Source organism: Microbacterium sp. PI-SA-G, from assembly GCF_057215335.1.
Map to the genome: position 1 here is coordinate 737252 of NZ_CM170103.1, position 23594 is coordinate 760845.

Here is a 23594-nt window from a genome sequence, read left to right on the forward strand (position 1 = left end):
ACGCTGGAAGCATACCCTGGGGTATATACTCGTTGGTATGAATCGAGTCGACGTCATCCCCTCGCTCGTGCTCTCGGCGCACGCGCTGACGCGCATCGCCGCCAAGGAGGCGGGAAACGAGGCCCCCGCCGTCCAGTGGCGCGTCCTGAGCCTGCTGGAGCAGCGCGGGGGCAGACGCGTCGGCGAACTCGCCAGCGCGGCGCGGACCACGCAGCCGGGCATGACGCGCCTCATCGGAACCCTCGAGCGCGAGGGCCTGGTCCGCCGCTCCCCCGATGCCGCTGACTCCCGCGGGATCGTCGTCGACATCACCGCCGCAGGATCCACCGCCCTGAGTCACTGGCGCGCGGAGTTCCGAGACATCCTCGCACCCCGCTTCGCTGAACTCAGCGACAGCGATTGGGAAGCCCTCCTGCGGGCGGCAGAGATCCTTGCCGCACACACCGACACGACAGCGGGCACAGACACGACCGCGACCGCACAGAACGGAGAACGATGATGAGCGGCACCCCCACTGCATCTCCCTGGAAACAGCCCGCGCGGGTCTGGGCGGTCGCGTTCGCGTGCGTCGTGGCCTTCATGGGCATCGGTCTGGTCGACCCGATCCTGCCGGCGATCGCCGAATCGCTGCAAGCGAGTCCGGTCGAGACCGAACTCCTCTTCACCAGCTATCTCCTGGTGACCGGCCTCGCCATGCTGGTGACGAGTTGGATCTCGAGTCGTATCGGCGCCAAGGCGACCCTCCTCATCGGGCTCGGACTGATCGTGGTGTTCGCCTTGCTCTGCGCCGTCAGCGGCAGCGTCGATGCGGTGATCGGCTTCCGTGCCGGGTGGGGACTCGGCAACGCGCTCTTCATCTCGACGGCGCTCGCCACGATCGTGGGAGCGGCATCCGGTGGCAGCAGCGCCGCGATCATCCTGTACGAGGCGGCCCTCGGGCTCGGCATCGCCATCGGGCCGCTGCTCGGCGGCCTTCTGGGCGAACAGAGCTGGCGCGGGCCCTTCTTCGGCGTCGTCGTGCTCATGGCCATCGCGTTCGTCGCTGTGCTCGTCCTGCTCCGCGGCCCGCGTGAGACCCGCACTCCCGTGCCGTTCTCGGCACCGTTCACGGCCCTGCGTCATCCGGCACTGGCCGTGCTCGCCGCCGCGGCGTTCTTCTACAACATCGGGTTATTCGTCCTGCTGGCGTTCTCACCTTTTCCGCTCGGCTTCGGCGCGATGGGCATCGGCCTCACGTTCTTCGGCTGGGGCGTGGCGCTCGCGGTCACGAGCGTGTGGGTGGCGCCGGTGCTGATGCGCCGTCTGTCACGCACCCGCATCATTCTCATCTGTCTTCCTCTACTCGCCCTCGATCTCGTGGCCGCCGGCCTGGTCGTCTCGAGCCCCGGGCTCCTGGTCGGGTGCATCGTGGTCGGCGGACTGCTGCTGGGCGTGATGAACACGGTGCTGACCGAGGCTGTGATGGAGGCGACGGACCTGCCCCGCTCGGTCGCTTCGTCGTCGTACTCCGCGGTTCGCTTCCTCGGGGGCGCGATGGCTCCCCCGATCGCCGCTCTGCTCTGGCACGCGTTCAACGCGACGGTGCCCTACCTGTTCGCCGCAGCGGCGGTACTCATCGCCGCGCTCACCGTGTTCCTGGGTCGGAACGTGCTTGCACACATCGACGACGAGCCAGCCGATGCTGCGGCAGAGGACGCGGAGGCCATCCTGATCGGCGACGCCACCTGAGCCGACGCGCCCGGGTGTCCGGGGGAACGACCGCGGATTTCATTTGCCGACGATCGACTGGTAATGTAATTCCTCGGCCGGGGTAATCCCGGACAACGCACCTCTAGCTCAATCGGCAGAGCAACTGACTCTTAATCAGTGGGTTCTCGGTTCAAGTCCGAGGGGGTGCACGGATCAGCCTCACGAATCTCTCGCCAGATTCGTGAGGCTTTTCTGCTTTCCCACAGATACCTGCAACGCTTCCTCGCGTGACGCCGCCGCACTGCATTCTCCGAGGGCTGACGTATCCTGAAACGGTGACCGCCTCCCCCCGTGCCGAAGCCCTTCCTGCCGACCTCGACCAGGATCTCGCGCTCGCTCTGCGCCTTGCGGACGCCGCGGACGCACAGTCCTTCCCGCGGTTCGATGCCGCCGATCTGGTCGTGTCGACCAAGGCCGACAACTCGCACGTCACCGATGCCGATCTGGCGACCGAACGCGCGATCCGCGCGATTCTCGCGGACGAGCGCCCCGCGGACGGCATCTTCGGCGAGGAGTTCGGCGCCGAAGGCGACACGCACCGCCAGTGGATCATCGACCCGATCGACGGCACCGCCAACTTCCTGCGCGGCGTTCCGCTGTGGGGCACGATGATCGCGCTCGCCATCGACGGTATCCCCCAGGTCGGAGTCGTCAGCATGCCCGCTCTCGGCCGACGCTGGTGGGCCTCGACCGGCTCCGGAGCATGGACCGACACGACAGCAGGACCCCGCCGCGTGCAGACCTCGGCGGTCTCGTCGCTCGATGACGCGAGCATCAGCTTCCAGAGCATCGGGCAGTGGACGGATGCCGGTCGCGGCGATGCTCTGCAGTCCATCGCCGCCCGTGTCTGGCGCGACCGCGCCTATGGCGACGTGTACGCGTACATGCTGCTCGCCGAAGGGCGCATCGACATGGTCGCGGAATTCGATGTCAAGGAGTACGACATCGCCGCTGCGGTTCCGATCGTGCGCGAGGCGGGCGGGCGGATGACGTCGGTCGACGGCATCGAGACGATCTCGGCGCGCTCGACACTCGCCACCAACGGCATCCTTCACAATGCGTTCCTCTCCCTGCTGCACGAGTGATTCCGCCCCGAGGCCACCGATGACATCCCGCTTCACGCTCTCCACCGCCGGAGCACTGCTGCTCCTGGTGGTGACGCTCGCGGCGTGCGCACCCCCGGATGCCTCTCCGCTCACCCCGCAGCCGACAGCGACCGCGGCCGATGCGGCACCGAGCGTGGCTCCGGTGTCGACTCCCTCACCGACGGACGCCGGGTCGCAGATGTCCTGCGAGTCGATGATCTCTCCGGGCACGGTCGAGGCACTGACCGGTGCCGGATGGACGGCGCAGCCGACCCCCTTCGTGATCGGAGAGGTCGAGCTCACCGAGGGCTTGCTCTGCTTATGGGCCGACTACTCGGTGGGATCCGATCATGGTCAGCTGTACGGATGGTCCGAGATCAGCGCCGATGACGCCGCGAAGGCGCAGGCCGATCTGATCGCGGCCGGATGGACGCGTGAGGACGGACCCGAAGGGGTGCACATCACAGAGGACCCGCGGTACTCCATGGGCACCGACGGCGAGGGTTACGGCATCACGTATCTCTTCGGCGACGGCTGGGTGAAGATGGCCGACACGAAGCAGAGCCTCCTCCTCATCGAGGGCGTCGGCTGATCGAGCGCCGGTCGCCGCCGCTGTCGGAGGCCCCTGGCATGCTCCGGGTATGCCCTCCCTCTCCTTCCGTCCGTGGCAGATGACGGATCTTCCGCTGCTGCACCGCGCCAACACGCCCGAGATGACATCTCACCTCGGCGGCCCCGAGACCGAGAAGCAGCTCACCGAGCGTCACCGGCGCTACCTGAGCTACATGGAGACGGGCGAGGCGCGCATGTTCGTCATGGTGTCCGACGATCATGCGGTGGGCTCCATCGGATATTGGATGACGCGCTGGAGGGAGCAGGAGTCGCTCGAGACCGGCTGGTTCGTCGTGCCGGAAGCGCAGGGTCGGGGATTCGCCGCACAGGCTCTCTCGCTCATGATCGCCGACGCCCGTGCGCACGCGGGCGGACGCCGGACCTTGGTGGCGTTCCCGCGCGTGACCAATCGAGCATCGAACGCACTCTGCCGAGGCGCCGGGTTCGAGCTCACAGGAACGGTTCTCGAGACATTCCGCGGAACGCAGCTGACGCTCAATGAGTGGATGCTCGACCTCGCCTACCCTGGAGGGATGACACCTGCCACAGATCCGGTTCGATGACCTTGTTCACCGGACTGAGCGCCTTCCCTCTGACTCCCCTCGCTGACGACTCCATCTATGAGAGCGCCTTCGCTCGACTGGTCAGGCGTCTCGCGACCGCCGGTGTGGACTCCATCACGGCGCTCGGCTCGACCGGATGCGCCCCCTACCTCACCACAGCGGAACGCACCCGGGTCGCACGCGTCGCCGTCGAGAACGCCGAGGGCACGCCGCTTTTCATCGGTGTCAGCGATCTGCGCACCTCGCAGGTGCTCACGCATGCCGACGCCGCCGAGGACGCGGGTGCTCAGGGACTGTTGCTCGCGCCGATGACCTATCAGCCGCTCACCGATGACGACGTGTTCGAGTTGTACAGGGCCGTCTCCGAGCACACGCGTCTTCCCGTCATCGTCTACGACAACCCGGGAACGACGCACTTCTCCTTCTCGATCGATCTCTACGCGCGCATCGCGGCCCTCCCGGGCGTGGCGTCGATCAAGATTCCCGGTGTTCCGGTCGACCCCGCCAAAGCGCGCGACCGCATCGACAGCATCCGCGACGTCATCCCGGCGAACGTCACCATCGGCGTCTCCGGCGATGCCTTCGGCTCTGCCGGACTGATCGCCGGCTGTGACGCCTGGTACTCCGTCCTCGGCGGTACGCTGCCTGAACTCGTCCTTCCGATCGTGCGGGCTGCGCAGAACGGACACCTCGATGAGGCGAAGGCAGGCTCGATTCGGCTGGATCCGCTCTGGCGCCTGTACGCCGAGTTCGGCGGAAGCCTCCGCGTGATCGCAGCGATCGCGGAACACCTCGGCCTCGCGCCCGAGAGGTGTCTGCCGCGCCCCATCCAGGGGTTGGATTTGGGCGATCGGGCGCGGGTGCACGCCGTGATGGACGAGCTGGGCCTCGCCTGAGTACCGACGCCGGCGAACGAAGAAAGCCTCCCTCCCGTGAGACACGGAAGGGAGGCTTTCTCATTTCGCGACAACGGCTTGGTGGAGCTGGGGGGAATCGAACCCCCGTCCAACGCTGTTAATCCACGCCTTCTCCGGGCGCAGTCTGTGGAGACGTTCTGCTCGGCTCCGACCTTTGTCACAGACACCTAAGTCGACGAGCCCAGCCTGGGAAGAGTCCCGCGTGACGTCCAGACGCCGTCACACAGCAAGATTCCTAAATGACGCCAGGGTCCGTGGCGGAATCACCCACGGTCTGACGGACTATCGGGCTCGCTTATGCAGCGAGGGCGAAGTCGTTGCGCTTGGTTTCGGCAACTATGTTTTTGCAGAGAGCGTTTACGAGATAACTCTGCATCCTCGGCCCGCTTCTCGTGGATACACAGGCGCTGTCGAAACCGATCAGCCCCGTGGTCCTTCTCACGAAGGAGCCGTTGTCGCACTGTTGATTTTTCATGTCCGGGCCTCGTAGGCCCCGGCTACACAGGATACAACGGATGCCGATCCCCCGCCATTCCCAGCCGGCCCCGATGACTTCACCCAGCTGGCGTAGAGTCGCCGCATGAGCGAAGTCACCGTCACCGTGCGCGGCGAGCATGAGGTACGAGTCACCCCGGAACGCGCGACCATCCGCGTGAGTGTGCGCGCCGAAGGCTCTGACCGCGCCACCGTCGTCGATTCCGCGATGCGACTGACCGATCCCGTGCGCGTGAGCATCACGGACCGGGTCGACGCAGGTACGGTCATCGACTGGTCGAGCACACGCCTGTCAGTGCGCGCCGAGCGTCCATGGAACGCCGAGGGCACCCGTCTCGCCCCCGTGTACTACGCCAGCATCGACCTCACCGCGAGCTTCGTCGAAGCATCCGAACTCTCGGTTTGGGTGGCTGACATCTCGGCCTGGGACGGGGTCGAGATCGGCTGGGTCGACTGGCACCTCACACCTGAGACTCGAGCACGTCTGGAGAGTGAGGTCGCGGCCGCAGCCGTGGGCGTGGCCGTCACGAGGGCCACCGCCTATGCCGCGGCGCTCGGCCTGTCGGACGTGACTCCGCGCGAGATCGCGGATGTCGGCCTGATCTCGAGCGGGCAGCCGGGCGCTGTCTCCCCGATGATGAAGGCTCGGGGCTCCGCCTTCGCCGCCGATACGGCAGCCGTGATGGAGTACGAGCCCGAGGACATCGTGGTGGCGGCCACGGTCGAAGCCCGCTTCATCGCCCGCTGAGACGAGGGTCCCGTCCGTCGGACAGGACCCTCGAGGTCAGCGCGCGTAGGGTGCGAGCTCGGCCGCCAGGCGCTCGGACACGTGAGCGTGGACCAGGGTGCCATCCTCCTGATGCTCGACCCCCAGCAGCATGCCGGTCTCGTGGATCGCTGCCACCAGGTCGCCTCGGTCGTAGGGGACGACGACATGAACCTCGACGGCGGGCTTCGGAAGCGCCTCTTCGATCGTCGCCCGCAGTTCCTCGATGCCCTCGCCGGAGCGAGACGACACGAAGTGCGCCTTCGGCTGCAACCCACGCAGCACCAGACGCTCGTCGTCCGAGATCAGGTCGGCCTTGTTGAAGACGACGATCTCGGGCATGTCACGCACTCCGACGTCGCCCATGACATCGCGCACCGTCTGCAGCTGACCGGCAGGATCGGGGTGCGAACCGTCGACGACGTGCAGCACGACGTCGGCGTCACCGACTTCCTCGAGCGTCGAACGGAAGGCTTCCACCAGCTGATGCGGGAGGTTGCGCACGAAGCCGACGGTGTCAGTGATCGTGTAGACACGGCCGTCCGAGGTCTCCGAGCGACGCACGGTCGCATCCAGCGTCGCGAACAGCGCGTTCTCGACCAGCACTCCCGCGCTCGTCAGGGCGTTCAGCAGGCTCGACTTGCCCGCGTTGGTGTACCCGGCGATCGCGACGGAGGGGATCGTGTTGCGGCGACGCTCCGCGCGCTTCGCCTCGCGCGCGGGCCCGTAGTCACGGATCTGACGACGCAGCAGCGCCATCTTGGTACGGATGCGACGGCGATCGAGCTCGATCTTGGTCTCGCCGGGGCCACGAGAACCCATACCGGCGCCACCCGCGCCGACCTGGCCACCGGCCTGCCGGCTCATCGAATCACCCCACCCGCGAAGACGCGGAAGAAGGTACTCGAGCTGAGCGAGCTCTACCTGCGCCTTGCCCTCGCGGCTCTTGGCGTGCTGGCTGAAGATGTCGAGGATCACCGTGGTGCGGTCGATGACCTTCACCTTGACGACGTCCTCCAGGGCTCGCCGCTGGCTGGGCGCGAGCTCGGTGTCGGCGATCACGGTGTCAGCGCCGGTCGCCGCGACGATGTCCTTGAGCTCCTGCGCCTTGCCTCGACCGATGTAGGTGGCGGCATCCGGGTGGGGACGACGCTGAAGCACTCCGTCCAGCACGACGGCCCCCGCCGTCTCGGCCAGAGCGGCGAGTTCGCGCAGCGAGTTCTCGGCGTCCTCCTGCGACCCCTGCGGGTAGACACCCACCAGCACGACATTCTCGAGTCGCAACTGCCGGTATTCGACCTCTGTGACGTCTTCAAGCTCCGTGGACAGACCGCCGACGCGTCTGAGCGCGTGTCGATCCTCGAGATCCCACTGGTTGCCGTCGGACGACCCGTGCGCCGCCGTGGAGTCGTCCTGCAGCGCCTGCGCTGCTCCGAACACCCGCACGTCGGTGCGCGTTTCCGCATTCGCGAGCACGCGGTCGAGCGCGCCGTCATCGGTGGAGTGTGTACTCGTCTCCGTCATCCGTCCCTTGTCTCTGCCTGCTGCTTCGAGCCTTAACCTTATCCCCCGTGTCCGGTACGCTCACCGTATGGGGTCTGACCACTACTTCACTGCGACCCCGGCTAGTCCCGAGAACCTGCGTGCGATCCGTGTGACGCTCGCGGGCCGCGCGCTGGAGCTCACCACCGCCGGTGGCGTCTTCAGCCCGGATCGCCTGGATGCCGGCACCGCAGTGCTTCTCGCCAACACGCCTCCGGTTCCACCGGGAGGTCATCTTCTCGACCTCGGCAGCGGCTGGGGACCCATCAGCCTGTCGATGGCGATGGCATCGCCACACGCGACAGTCTGGGCCGTCGACGTGAACGAGCGTGCGCTCGACCTCGTCCGCCGCAATGCTGCAGCGCTCGGCCTCACCAATGTCAACGCTGCGCTGCCCGACGATGTTCCCGCCGGCGTCACGTTCCGCACGATCCGCTCGAACCCGCCGATCCGGGTGGGGAAGAACGAGTTGCACGGGCTGCTGGAGCGGTGGATTCCGCGCCTCGACGACCGGAGCGACGCATGGCTCGTCGTGCAGCGCAACCTCGGCGCCGACTCGCTGCAGCGCTGGATCGGGGCGACATTCCACCCGGGGTACAGCGTGTTCCGCACCGCCACGGGCAAGGGCTACCGCGTACTCAAGGTGCGCAAGCACGGCAGCCCTCCGACCGAGCCGATCACGATCGCCTGAGGCGCGGCACGACGGCCTCCGGCCGCGCTCCGTGTCAGATCAGGTCGACCTCGCCCTGGAAGACGAGTTGCGCCGGGCCGGACAGGGCGACGTGCTCGCCGTCCTCCGCGGCGAACATCCGGACGCCCAGCGTGCCGCCGGGGACCTCGACGCGCCAGTGGTCGGGCGCGTGCTCACCGGCCCAGTATCGAACGGCCAATGCCGCGGCCGCGACTCCCGTGCCGCAGCTGAGCGTCTCGCCGACGCCTCTCTCCGACACGCGCATGCGCACGTGTCCGATCCCATCGCGGACCAGTGGGTCTCCGGGCACGACGAACTCCACGTTCGCTCCTTCCGGCAGAACCGGATCGAGCTCCGGCGATCGGTGCAGCTGCAACGACGCCAGCTCGACGTCGGACGCCAGTGCCACGACCACATGCGGGTTACCGACGTCGATGCCCAGACCGGGGCGGGCGACCGTCAGACCATCAGCGGTCACGAGCGGGTCGACTCCCGCGAGGCGCCACCGGCCGAGATCGACCTGGTAGCCGGACGCGCCGGCAGTGACGTCGCGCACACCGGCGCGGGTGCCGATCGGCAACGTGGAGCCGGATTCGATCATCGCAAGTCCCGACCGCACCAGATAGTGCGCAAAGACTCGAATGCCGTTGCCGCACATCTCGGCGATCGAACCGTCAGCGTTTCGGTAGTCCATGAACCACTCCGCAGCGGGCTCCTCCGCCAGGCTCGCGGCCCCGTCGGCGATCGCGGCCGAACGCACCACGCGCAAGACCCCATCTGCGCCGACGCCGAAGTGCCGGTCGCACAGGGCAGAGACCTGCTCGGGCGTCAGATCGAGTTCGCCGTCGACGTCCTCGATGATGATGAAGTCGTTGCCCGTTCCGTGCCCCTTGGTGAATGCGACCATGCCCCCAGTCTAGGGACCGGGCTCACGCGTCGACGACGAGCCGTTTCCCCGTCTGCGAGACCGAGAAGCGCTCGTAGCCGAGCGCATCGTAGAAGCCGAGCACATGCTCGTTCCCCTCGCGCACCATCAGCTGCACCTTCGGACATCCCATCGCGCCGAGCACGGCTTCCGCGACGTCGACGAGGCCACGGGCGACCCCCCTGCGGCGATGGGTCTGCGCGGTCGCCAGATAGTAGAGCCAGCCACGATGACCGTCGTATCCGGACATCACGGATCCGATCACGACTTCGCTCGCTGCGTCGCGGCGGTCGCCCTCTGCGCTAGTGACTGCGACGAGGAAGCCCTCAGGCTGCACCGCCATCTTGCGCGCGATGTCAAGCCGTGGGTCATTCCAGGGGCGGGTGAGCCCGGATTCCTCCCACAGCGCGATCACCGCGTCGGTGTCGCTCTCCTGGAAGGGACGGATCGAAAAATGCATGGCGTTCTCCCCGAGTCGATGCCGCGACTGTCGAGTCTAGGAGACGAGGTTCAGCCGCGGATCACCCGATACCGTCCGCAGAGGAAGCTGCGGTTGCGAGCGACATCGAGCAATTCGAGGTCCAACCGACGCGGGAGCAGTGGCGCTCCCGCGCCGAGCGTCACGGGGGCGTATTGCACCCACACTTCGTCGACCAGCCCCGCATCGGCGAACTGTCCCACGAGTTCGCCGCCGCCGACGATCCAGATGTCCTTCTCTCCTGCGGCCTCGAGCATCTCGGCGTGGACCGCCACGACATCGTCGCGGACGAGACGCACGTCGGCTCCTTCCGGCACCGGAAGATGCCGGTGCGTGAACACCCACGTCGGCTGGGAATACGGCCACGGGTTGTCCGCCTCGTGCTTCAGAACCCACTCGTACGTGGAAGCGCCCATCGCCACGGCGCCGATCGTCGCTTCGAAGGTGCCGTAGGACATCGGTCCCTCGTGGTCGATGTCCTGTGAGAGCAGCCAGTCGAGCGAGTGCTCCGGCGTGGCGATGAATCCGTCAAGGCTTGAGGCGGTGAAGTAGTGGGTCGTCATGCCCACATCATGCCTCCGGCCACCGACATCGGCGCGGTCAGCCGGCGCGACCGTCGATGTCGACGAGAAGCGACGCGGCGTCCACCGGCGCCTCATGCCAGACGAGACCTCGGTAACGCTTGAACCACGACACCTGCCGTCGCGCATAGCGGCGGGTCAGGGCCTGCGTCTCGGCGATCGCCTGGGCGCGTGTGAGGGTTCCCTCGAGCTGCCCCAGCGCCTGGGCGTACCCGATCGCGCGGCGAGCAGTCACTCCCATCTCGAGCCCGGCTTCGCGAAGCGCCTCGACCTCGTCCACGAGCCCGGAGTGCCACATCTGCTCGACACGCTCGTCAAGTCGATGCACGAGCCGTTCGCGATCCACGTGCAGCCCGATCAGATGCGCCTGCGGGTGCCAGAGCAACGGTTCCGAGGGCAGCGCGGCACCATGCGTCGCACTCCCCTGCTCGAGAACCTCCAGCGCGCGCATCACGCGTCTGCTGTTGCGCGGATCGACCCGCGCAGCGGTCTCCGGATCGAGGGAGCGCAGGCGCTGGAGCAGCGCCTCCAGACCGTCCCGCACCAGCTCGTCCTCCAACCGGCCGCGCAGCTCCTCGTCGCGGGGCGGAAAACGGAAGTCGAAGACGACGCTCGACACGTACAGCCCGGAGCCGCCGACGAGGATCGCATCGCCTCCGCGTTCGTGGATGCCCTCCACCGCTGCGCGGGCCAGCGGCTGGTACCACGCCACCGCGGCTTCTTCGCTGACCTCCCGCACGTCCAAGAGGTGATGCGGTATGCCTCGACGCTCCTCGGGGCGCAGCTTGGCGGTGCCGATGTCCATGCCGCGATAGAGCTGCATCGCGTCGGCGTTCACGACTTCGGCAGGAGTTCCACGGGCGCTCAACGCTTCGGCGAGGTCGAGTGCGAGCTCGCTCTTGCCCGTGCCGGTCGCGCCGACGACCACCCACAGACGCGGTGGCCGAGCAGGCCTGACGTTCTCCGGATTCGTGCTCACACGCCGACGCGCAGCGTGGGGAGCCCGAGCGAGACCTGGCGAGGAGAGCCATCGGCCGTCGGAGTCGGAACAGCGCAGGACTCCGCCTGCGCGCGATCCCACGCGTCGCCGCCCCGTGTGCGGCGGATCATCAGTGGACGTCCGGACGGATCGTCGGCGAGCAGGTGGAAGGGGGCTGCATGCGTGATCGTCACCGAGACGACATCGCCGGGGCGGGGAACCTCTGACCCCGGAGTGACTTCGAAGTGCACCAGGCGGTTGTCCTCGGCGCGTCCGCTCAGGCGGTGCGTCTCGGCATCCTTCTTGCCCTCTCCCATCGACACGAGGACCTCGACCTCGCGGCCGACCTGCTTCTGGCTCTCCTCGAGCGAGATGCGCTCCTGCAGTGCGATCAGGCGGTTGTAGCGCTCCTGAACCACAGCCTTCGGAACCTGCTCCTCCATGGTCGCCGCGGGTGTGCCCTCACGGATCGAGTACTGGAAGGTGAAAGCACCGGAGAAGCGAGCCTGCTCGACGACGCGCAACGTTTCTTGGAAGTCCTCTTCGGTCTCGCCCGGGAACCCGACGATGATGTCGGTCGTGATCGACGCGTTAGGAATTCGCTCGCGCACACGATCGAGAATGCCGAGGAAGCGCTCGCTCCGGTAGGAGCGCCGCATGGCCTTGAGAATGCGATCACTCCCGGACTGGAGCGGCATGTGGAGTTGCGGCATCACGTTCGGCGTCTCGGCCATCGCGTCGATGACGTCATCTGTGAACGCGGCGGGATGCGGGCTCGTGAAGCGCACGCGTTCGAGCCCGGGAATCTCGCCCGTCGCGCGCAGCAGCTTGCCGAATGCGTGCCGATCTCCGAACTCGACCCCGTAGGAGTTGACGTTCTGCCCGAGGAGCGTGACTTCCACGGCGCCGTCTTCGACGAGCAGACGGATCTCGTTGAGGATGTCGCCCGGACGGCGATCTTTCTCCTTGCCGCGCAGGCTCGGAACGATGCAGAAGGTGCAGGTGTTGTTGCAGCCGACGGAGATGGACACCCATCCGCTGTGGGCGGCATCGCGCTTGGTCGGGAGCGTGGACGGGAAGACTTCCAGGGATTCGAGGATCTCCAGCTCCGCCTCGCCGTTGTGCCGAGCACGCTCGAGAAGACCCGGAAGCGAACCCATGTTGTGGGTTCCGAACACGACATCGACCCACGGAGCCTTGTCGAGCACCGCCTGCTTGTCCATCTGTGCGAGGCAACCGCCCACCGCGATTTGCATGCCGTCTCTGCGACGCTTGGTGGAGGCGAGCTGGCCGAGGGTTCCATACAACTTGCCTGCGGCGTTGTCTCGCACGGCGCACGTGTTGATGATCACGACGTCTGCCTCGTCGCCAGCGGCAGCACGGACGTAGCCGGCGCTCTCCAACGATCCCGAGAGCCGTTCGGAGTCGTGCACGTTCATCTGGCAACCGAAGGTGCGGACTTCATAGGAGCGCTGACGCCCGTCTGCATCGACGGACGCAGAAGATGCCGCGATGATCGTCGGCTCACTGCGAGGAATAGTCATGATCCCACCATTCTACGAGCGCATTCGAAGACGCACCCCGAGGAACGCGTGAGGCGTGGTCAGTCAGAATCGACGAAACGCACCCCGGTGGTCGGGCCGCCAAGGGTCGCTTCTCGCAGTGCCGTCTTCGCCGCCGTCATGGCGACGGAGCCGCCGTATCCCCTTCGGGCGAGCTGGCCCATGAGGCGTCTGAGTGCCGTGTCAGGGTCGAGGCGGCTCATCGACCGCGCTTTGGTGCGCGCGAACTCGAGTGCGCGCTCCGCGTCGTCGTCGGGCAGCTCGCCGAGCACCGCGTCGACGACATTGCGCGGGATTCCTCGCTGCGAGAGCGCCCGCGACAATGCCACGCGACCCTGCCCCTTGCGCTGAGACCCGGACTCGACGAGGTTCTCAGCCAGAGTCATGTCGTCGAGGTATCCGCGGCGCGTGAACTCGTCGATCACGTCGTCGATCTGGCCGGACTCGAGATGGTGCCCGCGCAGAACGAGTCGTGCTTCGGAGATCGAGAGCGAACGAGCCCGCAGCTTGCGGACGAGGCTCTCGGACGCGACCTGCTGCTGACGCTCGGGATCGATCGCCTCATCGTCATTCTCGATGGAGGCGGCGGCGCCACGCAGTGCTCGCAGTCGCGGAGGCGTGTCCTTCGCCGCCGCTCCCCCGCGTGCTGGATGCCGCTCGCTGGGGCTCCCGGCGTCGGGCTCGCCGCGTGATTCTTGCGGTCGCAACGGCACGACCCGATCGACGGGCTCGGAATCGACGAGCGACATTCCGCCCGCCGGGCGCGGTGCATCGGCCTGGGCATCTGACAGTGCAGGAGCGTCATCGCCCGGAGGCACAGCGGCGCCGCCGAACAGCGGGATGACGGGGGCGAGCTTCTCCTGTGCGGAGCGCGACCCGCCCCCGTTCTCCTCAGTCATGATCAGGCCGGACGACGCTCGGCGAGCTCGTCTGTCGCAGGAGCGGCCGGCGCCTGCGGTCCGATGCCCAGCTTCTGCTTGATCTGGGTCTCGATCGCCAAGGCGACGTCGGGGTTGTTCAGGAGGAAATTACGCGCGTTCTCCTTGCCCTGTCCGAGCTGATCGCCGTCGTAGGTGTACCACGATCCGGACTTCTTGACGATGGCGTGCTCGACACCGAAGTCGATCAGGCTGCCCTCTCGCGAGATTCCGATGCCGTAGAGGATGTCGAACTCCGCCTGCTTGAACGGCGGCGCCATCTTGTTCTTGACGACCTTGACGCGGGTGCGGTTACCCACCGCGTCGGTGCCGTCCTTCAGCGTCTCGATCCGGCGGATGTCGAGGCGGACGGAGGCGTAGAACTTCAGCGCCTTACCGCCAGCGGTGGTCTCGGGGGAACCGAAGAACACACCGATCTTCTCGCGCAGCTGGTTGATGAAGATCATGGTGGTGTTCGTCTGGTTGAGGCCACCGGTGAGCTTGCGGAGTGCCTGCGACATCAGGCGAGCCTGGAGACCCACGTGCGAGTCGCCCATCTCTCCCTCGATCTCGGCACGCGGCACGAGCGCGGCCACGGAGTCGATCACGATGAGGTCGATGGCACCTGAACGCACCAGCATGTCGGCGATCTCGAGCGCCTGCTCTCCCGTGTCGGGCTGGGAGACGAGCAGGGCGTCGATGTCGACGCCGAGCTTGGCCGCGTAGTCGGGGTCGAGCGCGTGCTCGGCGTCGATGAACGCGGCAATTCCGCCGGCGCGCTGCGCGTTGGCGATCGCGTGCAGCGTCAGAGTGGTCTTACCCGAGGATTCCGGTCCGTAGATCTCGACGATGCGGCCTCGCGGCAGTCCGCCGACACCGAGAGCGACATCGAGGGCGATAGAGCCGGTGGAGATGACGGCGACAGGAGCACGCTCATCGCTGCCCAGCCGCATGACCGAGCCCTTGCCGAATTGACGATCGATCTGGGCGAGTGCGGTCTCGAGGGACTTCTCGCGGTCTGCGGGTGATGGCATGATGTGCTTCTCTCTGCTCGCGTGATGCCGCCTGTAGGCTGCCGCGGCACTCCCGAGTGGGAGCAACTCTCCGGCAAGGCGTATGGCTCAACGGCCATGTATTCACCGTACGAGGGGCCACCGACATCAGGTCGACGGGACCACCGAACAGTGGAGAACACGGTTGTTTGACCACTTGTGCAGAACACTACGCCCGCTTCGAACGAATATTCGACGACACGCCGACAGAGTGGCGGGATTGTCCGGACCATTCGAACAGGCAGATGTCAGCGTCGCCGGGGCTCCAAGCGACCGGCACCGTAGCGACGCGCCTCCGGCACATCCATCTCGGTGCAGAGTGCAAGCCAGATATCGCGCGGCGGAACGCCGGCGTCCAAGGCTTCCTCTGCCGTGCGGGTCTCGAGTGCGGAGAGGACGAGGTCGCTCACGAGAGACGGAGCCTGCCCGCCGAACTCGCCGTCGACCGCTCTCAGGAACTCGCTACGACGCATTCCGGACCGTGACGAACGGGCTCAGCGGAGCGAGAACTCGGGCTCGACCGACGCCACGAGGTCGTCGGGGACGACATCCGGGAAGACCTGGATGCCCTCGAGGACCGAGATACGGTCACCGACCTCGCGCATGATCGTCGAGATGGGAACGTCGAGTGCATCAGCGACCGAGGCGAGAATCTCGCTCGATGCTTCTTTCTGACCACGCTCGACCTCACTGAGGTATCCGAGAGCGACGGATGCCTTGCTGGCGACCTGACGAAGGGTGCGCCCCTTCTGCAGGCGGAAGTCCCTCAGCACATCGCCGATTTCCTGTCGTACGAGAATCATCGGAACCTCCTCTCCGTTCGAGTTGCCGGATATATCTCCGACGAGACGGCCAGTCTAATACGCCCGACCTGCACAGAATCTACTGTTTCACTCTGTGGTTTAAATGTGAACACGTAAGAAATAACGGTGCTGAGCCTTCACCTATTCCCGAGGACTTTCACGACCGCCGCCAGCACGGCATCCACCGTCGCCGCGCGGATCTGGTCCCGATTCCCCTCGAGCTGGAGCGACACCGTCGTGGTCGCCTCCGGAGTGACCACGCCGACATGAACGGTGCCGACGGGCTGACCGTCCGGGGACTCCGGACCGGCGATCCCCGTGGTCGAGATGCCCACGTCAGCGGCGATGCCATCGATCGCCACCGCCCGCCGCACGCCGTCGGCCATCTGTCGTGCCACCTCGGGATGCACCGGCCCTTCAGCGGAGAGGAGCTCGGCGTCGACGCCGAGCAGCGACGTCTTCAGCGGCGTCGCGTAGGCGACCACCGCGCCGCGCAGCACGGACGACGCACCCGAGACGGAGACCAGCGCCGCGCTGACGGCTCCTCCGGTGAGCGACTCCGCGACCCCAAGAGTCCAGCCACGACGGCGCAGCGCCTCGAGAGCCGTGGCAGCGGTCGAATCGGTCATGACCGCGAGCGGGCCCCGCGGACCTGCGCCACGATGTAGTCGATCCCGCTCGCGACGGTCAGGATCAGCACCACGACCATCAGCACGGCCGTGATCAGGGTCCACGGTTCGAGCCCGATGACCACATGCAGGGGCAGAAGCGCCCAACCCAGCGCCACCGCTTGCACAGCCGTCTTCAGCTTGCCCATCCATGCGGCCGCGACCACGTGCTCGCGGGCCACCACGAGCCGATGCACCGTGATGCCCCACTCGCGAATCAGGATCACGAGGACGATCCACCACTGCACCTCGCCGAGGATCGCGAGTCCGATGAACCCCGAGCCCGTGAGCAGCTTGTCGGCGATCGGGTCCCACAGCTTGCCGAAATCGCTCACGATCTCGTAGCGCCGGGCGAGGTAGCCGTCCACCCAGTCCGTGGAGATGGCGACGATGAAGAGGATGCCTGCGGCCCAGCGGATGCCGGGCTGAGGGAGACCGTACGTGCCGCCGAGAAGCAGCAGCACGAAGAACACCACCGCGAGCGGGATGCGCGCGACGGTGATCGCGTTGGGAAGCTGAGGATGGATGGCCATCAGTCTCGACCCGTCAGTCCCCAGGCGTCGTCGTCGCCCTCAGCCTCGACGACCGGCAGTCCGTCGAACTGCGCTTCGGTGGGGTCGAGTGATGCGTGTGTCGCGGAGGTGGCGGGTGCCGCCTGAGGGGCCGGGGCCGCCGCGGGCGTGTCATCGCCACGAAGCCTGGCCATCACCTGAGGAAGCTGCTCGGCCGTGGCAAGCACATCGCGCGCCTTGGATCCCTCCGATGGTCCGACGATCTCCCGGGACTCCAACAGGTCCATCAGACGCCCCGCCTTTGCGAACCCGACGCGGAGCTTGCGCTGCAGCATCGAAGTCGAGCCGAATTGGGAAGAGATGATGAGCTCTGCCGCCGCGAGCAGAAGTTCGAGGTCGTCGCCGATGTCCTCGTCGACCTCCTTCTTCTTCGTCGGCTCGAGTGCCTCCTGCACATCAGGTCGGTAGTCGGGCTGCGCCTGACGGGTGACGTGCTTGACGACCGCGTCGATCTCCTTCTCATCGACCCAGGCGCCCTGCAGGCGGAACGGCTTCGAGGAGCCCATCGGCGAGAAGAGCGCATCACCCTGACCGATGAGCTTGTCGGCTCCCGGGCTGTCGAGGATCACGCGGCTGTCGGTCACGCTGGTGACCGCGAAAGCAAGTCGTGAGGGCACGTTGGCCTTGATGAGGCCCGTCACGACGTCGACGCTCGGACGCTGGGTCGCGAGCACGAGGTGGATGCCCGACGCGCGGGCGAGCTGGGTGATGCGCACGATCGAGTCCTCGACGTCGCGCGGAGCGACCATCATGAGGTCCGCAAGCTCATCGACCACGACGAGGAGGTACGGGTAGGGCTTGAGCACTCGTTCGCTGCCGACGGGGAGGTTGACCTCGCCGGCGCGCACCGCGCGGTTGAAGTCGTCGATGTGGCGGTAGCCGAACGACGCGAGGTCGTCGTACCGCATGTCCATCTCCTTCACGACCCACTGCAGCGCCTCGGCGGCCTTCTTAGGGTTCGTGATGATCGGCGTGATGAGGTGAGGGACGCCCGCGTAGCTCGTCAGCTCGACGCGCTTCGGGTCGATGAGGACCATGCGCACGTCAGCGGGACGCGCCCGCATCAGCAGGCTCGTGATCATGGAGTTCACGAAGCTGGACTTACCCGACCCGGTCGATCCGGCCACCAGGAGGTGCGGCATCTTGGCGAGGTTGGCGATCACGATGTTGCCGCCGACGTCCTTGCCGACGCCGATCGTCATCGGGTGCGTGCTCTTCTGCGCGGCCTGCGACCGCAGAACGTCGCCGAGGGCCACCATCTCCTTGTCGGCGTTGGGGATCTCGATGCCGATCGCGCTCTTGCCCGGGATGGGCGACAGGATGCGCACGTCGTTGGATGCGACGGCGTAGGCGAAGTTGTTGCTCAGCTGCAGGATCTTCTCGACCTTGACGCCGTGACCGACCTCCACCTCGTACTGCGTGACCGTCGGGCCGCGCGAGAAGCCGGTGACCTTGGCGTCGACCTTGAACTGCGACAGCACGCTCGTGATCTGCTCGATGACCTTGTCGGTCGCCTCCGACCGTTCCACGGGCGGCGGTCCCTCGACCAGCAGCCCGGGCGAGGGCAGGATGTACGGGGTGACCGGCGCCTGCGGGCCACGGTCCCCCGGTCCGTCGGTTCCGAAACCGTCGAGACCCGGAAGCTCCGGCATCTCGCCGGTGTCGGACTCGTCATCGAGCAGGGCGGTCGTCTGCTGCCCCGCCAGCGAATCCGTCACCGAGCGCACCTCGGACAGGACCTCGGTCGCCGCGTCGTACGGATCGGCGACGATGACGGCCTGGTCGTACGCCGGGGTGGGGTCCTTGGTGGTCAGCAACGCCGTAATGTCGTCGGAGCCGAGCGTTCCCTCGTCCGGGTCTTCCTCTCGGCCGGTCTTGTTGCGACGCCACCAGGGCAGCACGTCGGGATCATCCGTCTTGTCGGCATCTTCGATCGTTGCGGATGCAGCATCCTTCGACGGCTTCGCAGGACGCTCGGCGTCGAACATCCAGGCGTAGAGGTCGCCGAGTCGAGCACCGATGCGGTTCGGCGGCGTCTTGGTGAGGATCAGGATGCTGAGGGCCGCGAGCAGCGACAGGACGATGTACGCCGGGATGTCGGTGAGATACGTGAGCGGCTGACCCAGCATCCATCCGAAGAGACCACCCGATTCGCTGAGCGCGAGCATGCCTTGGTTCGGATGTGGACGCGGACCGGCGACGTGGAACATCCCCGCGAGCGCCACCACGAACAGACCGAAACCGATTCCGATACGGCCGTTGTCGTAGACAGACGAAGGGTGACGGAACAACCACCCGGCGAGCAACAGAAGCAGAACCGGCATGAAGAAAGCCACGCGACCGACGAAAAGACCGACCGAGAACGCGCTGATGTTCGCGGCGATCTCCGCGCCGATGAAGAACCACTCGTTCACGGCGCCGAGCACGGCGAGAAGCACAAGGAAGAACGGGAATCCGTCGCGACGGTCGTCCTTCTGCAGGGTCTCGGGACCGAACGCACGGAAGAGCCCGCCCACGCCGTGGGCGAGTCCGACCCAGGCTCGGACCGCGACCGGGGGCTTGTCGACCTCGTCGATGTACTTCTTCGGCGCGGGCTGAGCCTTCGGAGCGGCCTGCCTCTTCGGGCGAGCCGGTGCGCTCTCGGACGCGCGCTCGGATTTCGTGGTGCTCCTGGCCATGCCCTCACGTTACGTCCTGGCACCGACATTCCCCCGCAATGACGCGGCTTTCCGGGAATCCGACGACGGCATCTCACCCCGTGCGACGCACCATCGTCTCGCGAGACGGGGTCTGCGAGGCGACCGTGAAGCCCTCGGCGCGGTACAGGTTGCGGGCGAAGTTGTCGCGCTCGACGCTCAGGGAGATGCGGGCATGACCTTCCGTGGCGGCGAGCCGCACGAGTTCACGCAGCAGGGTCCGACCGACTCCCTGAGCTCGCCAGAGCGGGTGGACGCCGATGATGAGTTCGGGCACTCCCCCGCCCACGAATCCGAGACCCGGAGCGTCCTGCGGCAGCATCCGATACCACGCAGCACCGACCGGCCGGTCGTCGCTCATTGCCACCAGTCCTGCGTCGGCCGCGCGCTGCCATCCGGCGAGGTAGCGACGATGTTCCAGCGAGTTCAGGACCTCATGACGTGGCCGCACTCCCCCGGCGCGCCAGTTGGCGGCCTCGACGAGCATGTCGCCGAGGAAGCCGGCATCGGCCTGCGCCGCCGGTCGCGTGGAGAAGCCCGTGGACATGCCGCGAGCATAGACCCGACCTGTTACGACCGCGTGTCGGCTCAGGCCTCGATGACGAGCGGAACGATCATGGGACGACGACGCAGCTTCTGGTTCACCCAGCGCCCGATCGTGCGGCGGATCACCTGAGAGAGCGAATGAGTGTCGCGTACGCCGTTGCCGGCGGCCTCCTTGAGCGCCGCGACGATCTTCGGCGTCACGTCGTCGAAGACGGAGTCATCCTCGGCGACACCGCGCGCGTGGATCTCCGGACCCGAGATGATGCGTCCGGTGGCGGCATCCACGACGACGATGATCGAGATGAAACCCTCCTCGGCGAGGATCCGGCGGTCCTTGAGGTCTGCGTCGGTGATCTCGCCGACCGTCGAGCCGTCGACGTACACGAAGCCGAGGTCGAGCTGTCCGACCACGCGGGCGACACCGGCCTTGAGGTCGATCACGGTGCCGTTGGAGGCGATGATCGTGTTCTCCTCAGGGATGCCGGTGTCCTGCGCCAGCTTGGCGTTCGCGATCAGGTGGCGGTACTCGCCGTGCACGGGGAGCACGTTCTTCGGCTTCAGGATGTTGTAGCAGTAGAGAAGCTCGCCCGCTGCGGCGTGCCCGGAGACGTGCACCTTGGCGTTCGCCTTGTGCACGACGTTCGCGCCGAGCTTGGTGAGTCCGTCGATCACGCGATAGACCGCGTTCTCGTTGCCGGGGATCAGGCTGGACGCCAGGATGACGGTGTCACCCTCGCTGACCTCGATCGCGTGATCGAGGTTCGCCATGCGGCTCAGCACGGCCATCGGCTCGCCCTGCGAACCGGTGGACATGTAGACGATCTGGTCGTCGGGAAGATCACGGGCCTTCTTGTAGTCGATCAGCACGCCGGCGGGGACCTTCAGGTATCCCAGCTGCTCGGCGATGGTCATGTTGCGGACCATGCTGCGCCCCAGGAAGGCGACGCGGCGGCGGTTGGCGTACGCGGCGTCGATGACCTGCTGCACGCGGTGCACATGGCTCGAGAAGCTCGCGACGATCACGCGACGGGGCGCCTTGGCGATGACCTGGTCGAGCACCGGTCCGATCGAGCGCTCGGTGGGCGTGAACCCGGGCACGTCTGCGTTGGTCGAGTCGACGAGGAACAGGTCGACGCCCTCCTCGCCCAGACGCGAGAACGCGCGGAGGTCGGTGATCCGGCCGTCGAGAGGAAGCTGATCCATCTTGAAGTCACCCGTGGCCAGCACCATGCCCGCGGGCGTGCGGATCGCGACGGCGAGGGCATCGGGGATCGAGTGGTTCACCGCGACGAACTCGAGATCGAACGGACCGACCCGCTCCTCCTGGCCCTCGGTGACCGTGAGCGTGAACGCCTTGATCCGGTGCTCCTTGAGCTTCGCCTCGACGAGGGCGAGCGTGAGACCCGAACCGATCAGGGGGATGTCGCTCTTCAGACGCAGCAGGTACGGGACCGCGCCGATGTGGTCCTCATGGCCGTGCGTGAGGACCACGCCGACGATGTCGTCGAGGCGCCCACGGATCGGCTCGAAGTCGGGCAGGATCAGGTCGACACCGGGCTGGTGCTCCTCTGGGAAGAGCACGCCGCAGTCGACGATCAGGATCTTGCCGTCGTACTCGAAGATGGTCATGTTGCGACCGATCTCCCCGAGGCCGCCGAGCGGTGTGACGCGCAGGGTCCCCTCGTCGAGTGCGGCAGGGTCTGTGATGGGGATGGACATGCTGTCTCCTCAGTCGGACACTGAGCGCGTCCGTTCGTTCGTGGGGACGCGGGTCAGCGCGTCGTGCCGTGCACCTTCGGCAGGGCGCCACCGGCGGCCGCGTTGCGGTCGGGGCGGAAGTTCGAGAAATCGGCACCCTGGACGTTCTTCACGAGATCGAGCTCATCCTCGATCAGCGCGGCCTCCCATTCCTCGGGACCGACCAGGGGCAGACGCACGCGTGGGCTCGAGATGCGGCCCAGCCCGTGCAGGATGTACTTCGCGGCGACGGTGCCGGGCACGTGCGTCATGACGGCGCGTACCAGAGGCTCGAGACGCTTGTGCTGGGCGGTGGCGGTCGCGAGATCGCCGGCGTTCACGGCGTCGATCATCGTGCGGTACGGAGCTGCGGCCACGTTGGCGGTCACGCCGATCAGACCGGTCGCGCCGATCGAGAGGTGCGGGAGCGCGTTGGCGTCGTCACCGGAGAAGTACATCAGGTCGGTCTGGTTGAGTACCCGGCTGACCTCGGAGAAGTCGCCCTTGGCATCCTTCACCGCGAGGATGTTCGGGTGCTTCGCGAGACGCAGGATGGTCTCGTACTTGATCGGTACGCCGGTGCGGCCCGGGATGTCGTACAGGATGACAGGCAGGTCCGTGGCGTCTGCGACGAGCCGAAAATGCGTGAGGATTCCGGCCTGGGTGGGCTTGTTGTAGTACGGCGTGACGATCATGATGCCGTCGGCGCCGGCCTTCTCGCTGGCCTTGTAGAGCTCGATAGCGTGCGCGGTCTCGTTCGACCCACCGCCGGTGATGATCTTCGCGCGTCCGGAGGCGACGGACCGGCCGACCTCGACGAGCTTCAGCTTCTCGGGGTCCGTCAGGGTCGAGGTCTCGCCGGTCGTTCCCGTCACGACGATTCCGTCGGCACCGGCGGTGATGACGTCATCGATGTGCTTCTCGACGGCGGGCCAGTCGACTTCGCCGTCGGCCGTCATCGGAGTGACGAGCGCGACGAGAACCTGTCCGAAGGGGTTGCCCGAGTGCGTCATGCCTCCAGCGTATCGCCTCGGATGCCGCTCCCGCGGACGTCACGGCGCGGATGCTGTCGCCCCTCGGCGCCTCACCGTGTCTAGGCTCATCCCATGGCCTGGGTGACGCACGATTCCGAGACGAAGTACGCCAACCGATGGATCCATGTCCGCGAGGATCGGGTGACGGGGCCGGGCGGCGACGGCATCTACGGCGTCGTGACCATGCAGCACCCCGCCGTGTTCGTCGTGGCACTGGACGACGAGGACCGCGTGTGTCTGGTCACTCTCGACCGATACACCACCGGCGTCTCCGTCGAGGTGCCCGCAGGCGGCAGCGACGGCGACGCTCCCCTGTTCGCCGCGCAACGGGAACTCCGCGAGGAGACCGGCTTCGAGGCCGCGGACTGGACAGAGATCGGCCGCATGCACGCGCTCAACGGGATCGCCGACGCGAGCGAACACGTCTTCCTGGCTCGCGGGGTGCGCCGCGCCACATCGGCTGCGGAATCCGCAGAGACGCAGGGAGAAGAGGGGATCGAGTCCGTCCGGTGGGTTGCATTCCCGGACGTGCTCCGGATGATCGCGGACCGCGAGATCACGGACGGCGAGACGATCGCGGCGATCGCCTACGCGGGGATTCGGCTCGGTCGATTCGCCTGACCG

Annotated in this window: 25 protein-coding genes, 1 tRNA gene and 1 other RNA gene; 10 read left to right on the forward strand and 17 right to left on the reverse strand. The window is 66.9% G+C overall.

Annotated features, from left to right (window positions below; all coding sequences use genetic code 11):
- Positions 1–37: 37 nt before the first annotated feature.
- From AC2D10_RS03770 to AC2D10_RS03800, 7 genes are all read left to right on the forward strand, one after another.
- Positions 38–499: a MarR family winged helix-turn-helix transcriptional regulator gene (locus AC2D10_RS03770; protein ID WP_484710546.1), complete on the forward strand. Its 462-nt coding sequence runs from the start codon at positions 38–40 to the stop codon at positions 497–499.
- A complete protein-coding gene (locus AC2D10_RS03775) occupies positions 499–1728 on the forward strand; it encodes an MFS transporter (RefSeq protein ID WP_484710547.1) in 1230 nt (409 codons plus the stop codon). Before AC2D10_RS03770 ends, AC2D10_RS03775 begins: the two co-directional genes overlap by 1 nt.
- Positions 1729–1825: 97 nt before the next feature.
- Positions 1826–1898, forward strand: a tRNA-Lys gene (locus AC2D10_RS03780).
- A 126-nt stretch (positions 1899–2024) separates the two neighbouring features.
- Positions 2025–2834 (forward strand): inositol monophosphatase family protein, encoded by an 810-nt coding sequence (locus tag AC2D10_RS03785; RefSeq protein WP_484710548.1) that lies wholly within the window; start codon positions 2025–2027, stop codon positions 2832–2834.
- Between the two features lie 19 nt (positions 2835–2853).
- Positions 2854–3426, forward strand: a complete 573-nt coding sequence (locus AC2D10_RS03790) for a hypothetical protein (protein WP_484710549.1) — start codon at positions 2854–2856, stop codon at positions 3424–3426.
- A 49-nt stretch (positions 3427–3475) separates the two neighbouring features.
- On the forward strand, positions 3476–4009 hold the full coding sequence (locus tag AC2D10_RS03795) for a GNAT family N-acetyltransferase (protein ID WP_484710551.1): 534 nt from the start codon (positions 3476–3478) through the stop codon (positions 4007–4009).
- On the forward strand, positions 4006–4905 hold the full coding sequence (locus AC2D10_RS03800; protein ID WP_484710552.1) for a dihydrodipicolinate synthase family protein: 900 nt from the start codon (positions 4006–4008) through the stop codon (positions 4903–4905). Before AC2D10_RS03795 ends, AC2D10_RS03800 begins: the two co-directional genes overlap by 4 nt.
- Positions 4906–4984: 79 nt before the next feature.
- Here the strand turns inward: AC2D10_RS03800 and ssrA are convergent.
- Positions 4985–5354, reverse strand: a transfer-messenger RNA (tmRNA) gene (ssrA, locus tag AC2D10_RS03805).
- Positions 5355–5506: 152 nt separating this feature from the next.
- On the opposite strand from ssrA, the gene AC2D10_RS03810 reads away from it, so the two are divergent.
- Positions 5507–6169 (forward strand): SIMPL domain-containing protein, encoded by a 663-nt coding sequence (locus AC2D10_RS03810; protein WP_484710553.1) that lies wholly within the window; start codon positions 5507–5509, stop codon positions 6167–6169.
- Between the two features lie 36 nt (positions 6170–6205).
- On the opposite strand, the gene hflX is transcribed toward AC2D10_RS03810, so the two are convergent.
- A complete protein-coding gene (gene hflX / locus AC2D10_RS03815; protein WP_484710554.1) occupies positions 6206–7711 on the reverse strand; it encodes a GTPase HflX in 1506 nt (501 codons plus the stop codon).
- Positions 7712–7778: 67 nt separating this feature from the next.
- On the opposite strand from hflX, the gene AC2D10_RS03820 reads away from it, so the two are divergent.
- Positions 7779–8420 (forward strand): class I SAM-dependent methyltransferase, encoded by a 642-nt coding sequence (locus tag AC2D10_RS03820; RefSeq protein ID WP_484710556.1) that lies wholly within the window; start codon positions 7779–7781, stop codon positions 8418–8420.
- A 34-nt stretch (positions 8421–8454) separates the two neighbouring features.
- Here the strand turns inward: AC2D10_RS03820 and dapF are convergent, their stop codons facing one another.
- The 15 genes from dapF to dapA all read right to left on the reverse strand — a co-directional run bounded on the left by dapF (position 8455) and on the right by dapA (position 22949).
- Positions 8455–9327 carry a diaminopimelate epimerase gene (gene dapF, locus AC2D10_RS03825; RefSeq protein ID WP_484710558.1) on the reverse strand — a complete coding sequence of 291 codons (873 nt, stop codon included), beginning with the start codon at positions 9325–9327 and terminating at the stop codon, positions 8455–8457.
- Positions 9328–9349: 22 nt separating this feature from the next.
- Positions 9350–9805, reverse strand: coding sequence for a GNAT family acetyltransferase (locus AC2D10_RS03830; RefSeq protein WP_484710559.1), 456 nt, complete (start codon positions 9803–9805; stop codon positions 9350–9352).
- 50 nt (positions 9806–9855) lie between these two features.
- A complete protein-coding gene (locus AC2D10_RS03835; RefSeq protein ID WP_484710560.1) occupies positions 9856–10386 on the reverse strand; it encodes a dihydrofolate reductase family protein in 531 nt (176 codons plus the stop codon).
- 37 nt (positions 10387–10423) lie between these two features.
- Positions 10424–11383: a tRNA (adenosine(37)-N6)-dimethylallyltransferase MiaA gene (gene miaA / locus AC2D10_RS03840; protein WP_484710561.1), complete on the reverse strand. Its 960-nt coding sequence runs from the start codon at positions 11381–11383 to the stop codon at positions 10424–10426.
- On the reverse strand, positions 11380–12927 hold the full coding sequence (gene miaB, locus AC2D10_RS03845; RefSeq protein WP_484710563.1) for a tRNA (N6-isopentenyl adenosine(37)-C2)-methylthiotransferase MiaB: 1548 nt from the start codon (positions 12925–12927) through the stop codon (positions 11380–11382). Before miaB ends, miaA begins: the two co-directional genes overlap by 4 nt.
- Positions 12928–12986: 59 nt before the next feature.
- The gene (locus AC2D10_RS03850; protein ID WP_484710565.1) at positions 12987–13844 is read right to left on the reverse strand and encodes a regulatory protein RecX; all 858 of its coding nucleotides are present in this window, start codon (positions 13842–13844) and stop codon (positions 12987–12989) included.
- Positions 13845–13846: 2 nt separating this feature from the next.
- The gene (recA, locus tag AC2D10_RS03855; RefSeq protein WP_484710566.1) at positions 13847–14896 is read right to left on the reverse strand and encodes a recombinase RecA; all 1050 of its coding nucleotides are present in this window, start codon (positions 14894–14896) and stop codon (positions 13847–13849) included.
- Between the two features lie 266 nt (positions 14897–15162).
- Entirely contained in the window at positions 15163–15387 is a 225-nt protein-coding gene (locus AC2D10_RS03860; RefSeq protein WP_484710567.1) for a DUF3046 domain-containing protein, read from the reverse strand.
- A 21-nt stretch (positions 15388–15408) separates the two neighbouring features.
- Positions 15409–15717 carry a helix-turn-helix domain-containing protein gene (locus tag AC2D10_RS03865; RefSeq protein WP_484710568.1) on the reverse strand — a complete coding sequence of 103 codons (309 nt, stop codon included), beginning with the start codon at positions 15715–15717 and terminating at the stop codon, positions 15409–15411.
- Between the two features lie 137 nt (positions 15718–15854).
- A complete protein-coding gene (locus AC2D10_RS03870) occupies positions 15855–16346 on the reverse strand; it encodes a CinA family protein (RefSeq protein ID WP_484710569.1) in 492 nt (163 codons plus the stop codon).
- Entirely contained in the window at positions 16343–16918 is a 576-nt protein-coding gene (gene pgsA / locus AC2D10_RS03875) for a CDP-diacylglycerol--glycerol-3-phosphate 3-phosphatidyltransferase (protein WP_484710570.1), read from the reverse strand. Before pgsA ends, AC2D10_RS03870 begins: the two co-directional genes overlap by 4 nt.
- Positions 16918–19635: an FtsK/SpoIIIE family DNA translocase gene (locus tag AC2D10_RS03880; RefSeq protein ID WP_484710572.1), complete on the reverse strand. Its 2718-nt coding sequence runs from the start codon at positions 19633–19635 to the stop codon at positions 16918–16920. The genes pgsA and AC2D10_RS03880 overlap by 1 nt, the downstream gene beginning before the upstream one ends.
- Before the next feature lie 73 nt (positions 19636–19708).
- Positions 19709–20200: a GNAT family N-acetyltransferase gene (locus AC2D10_RS03885; RefSeq protein WP_484710574.1), complete on the reverse strand. Its 492-nt coding sequence runs from the start codon at positions 20198–20200 to the stop codon at positions 19709–19711.
- 41 nt (positions 20201–20241) lie between these two features.
- Positions 20242–21918: a ribonuclease J gene (locus AC2D10_RS03890; protein ID WP_484710576.1), complete on the reverse strand. Its 1677-nt coding sequence runs from the start codon at positions 21916–21918 to the stop codon at positions 20242–20244.
- Between the two features lie 53 nt (positions 21919–21971).
- Positions 21972–22949: a 4-hydroxy-tetrahydrodipicolinate synthase gene (gene dapA / locus AC2D10_RS03895; RefSeq protein ID WP_484710577.1), complete on the reverse strand. Its 978-nt coding sequence runs from the start codon at positions 22947–22949 to the stop codon at positions 21972–21974.
- Between the two features lie 93 nt (positions 22950–23042).
- On the opposite strand from dapA, the gene AC2D10_RS03900 reads away from it, so the two are divergent.
- Positions 23043–23591, forward strand: coding sequence for an NUDIX domain-containing protein (locus AC2D10_RS03900; protein WP_484710578.1), 549 nt, complete (start codon positions 23043–23045; stop codon positions 23589–23591).
- The last annotated feature ends 3 nt before the right edge of the window (positions 23592–23594 follow it).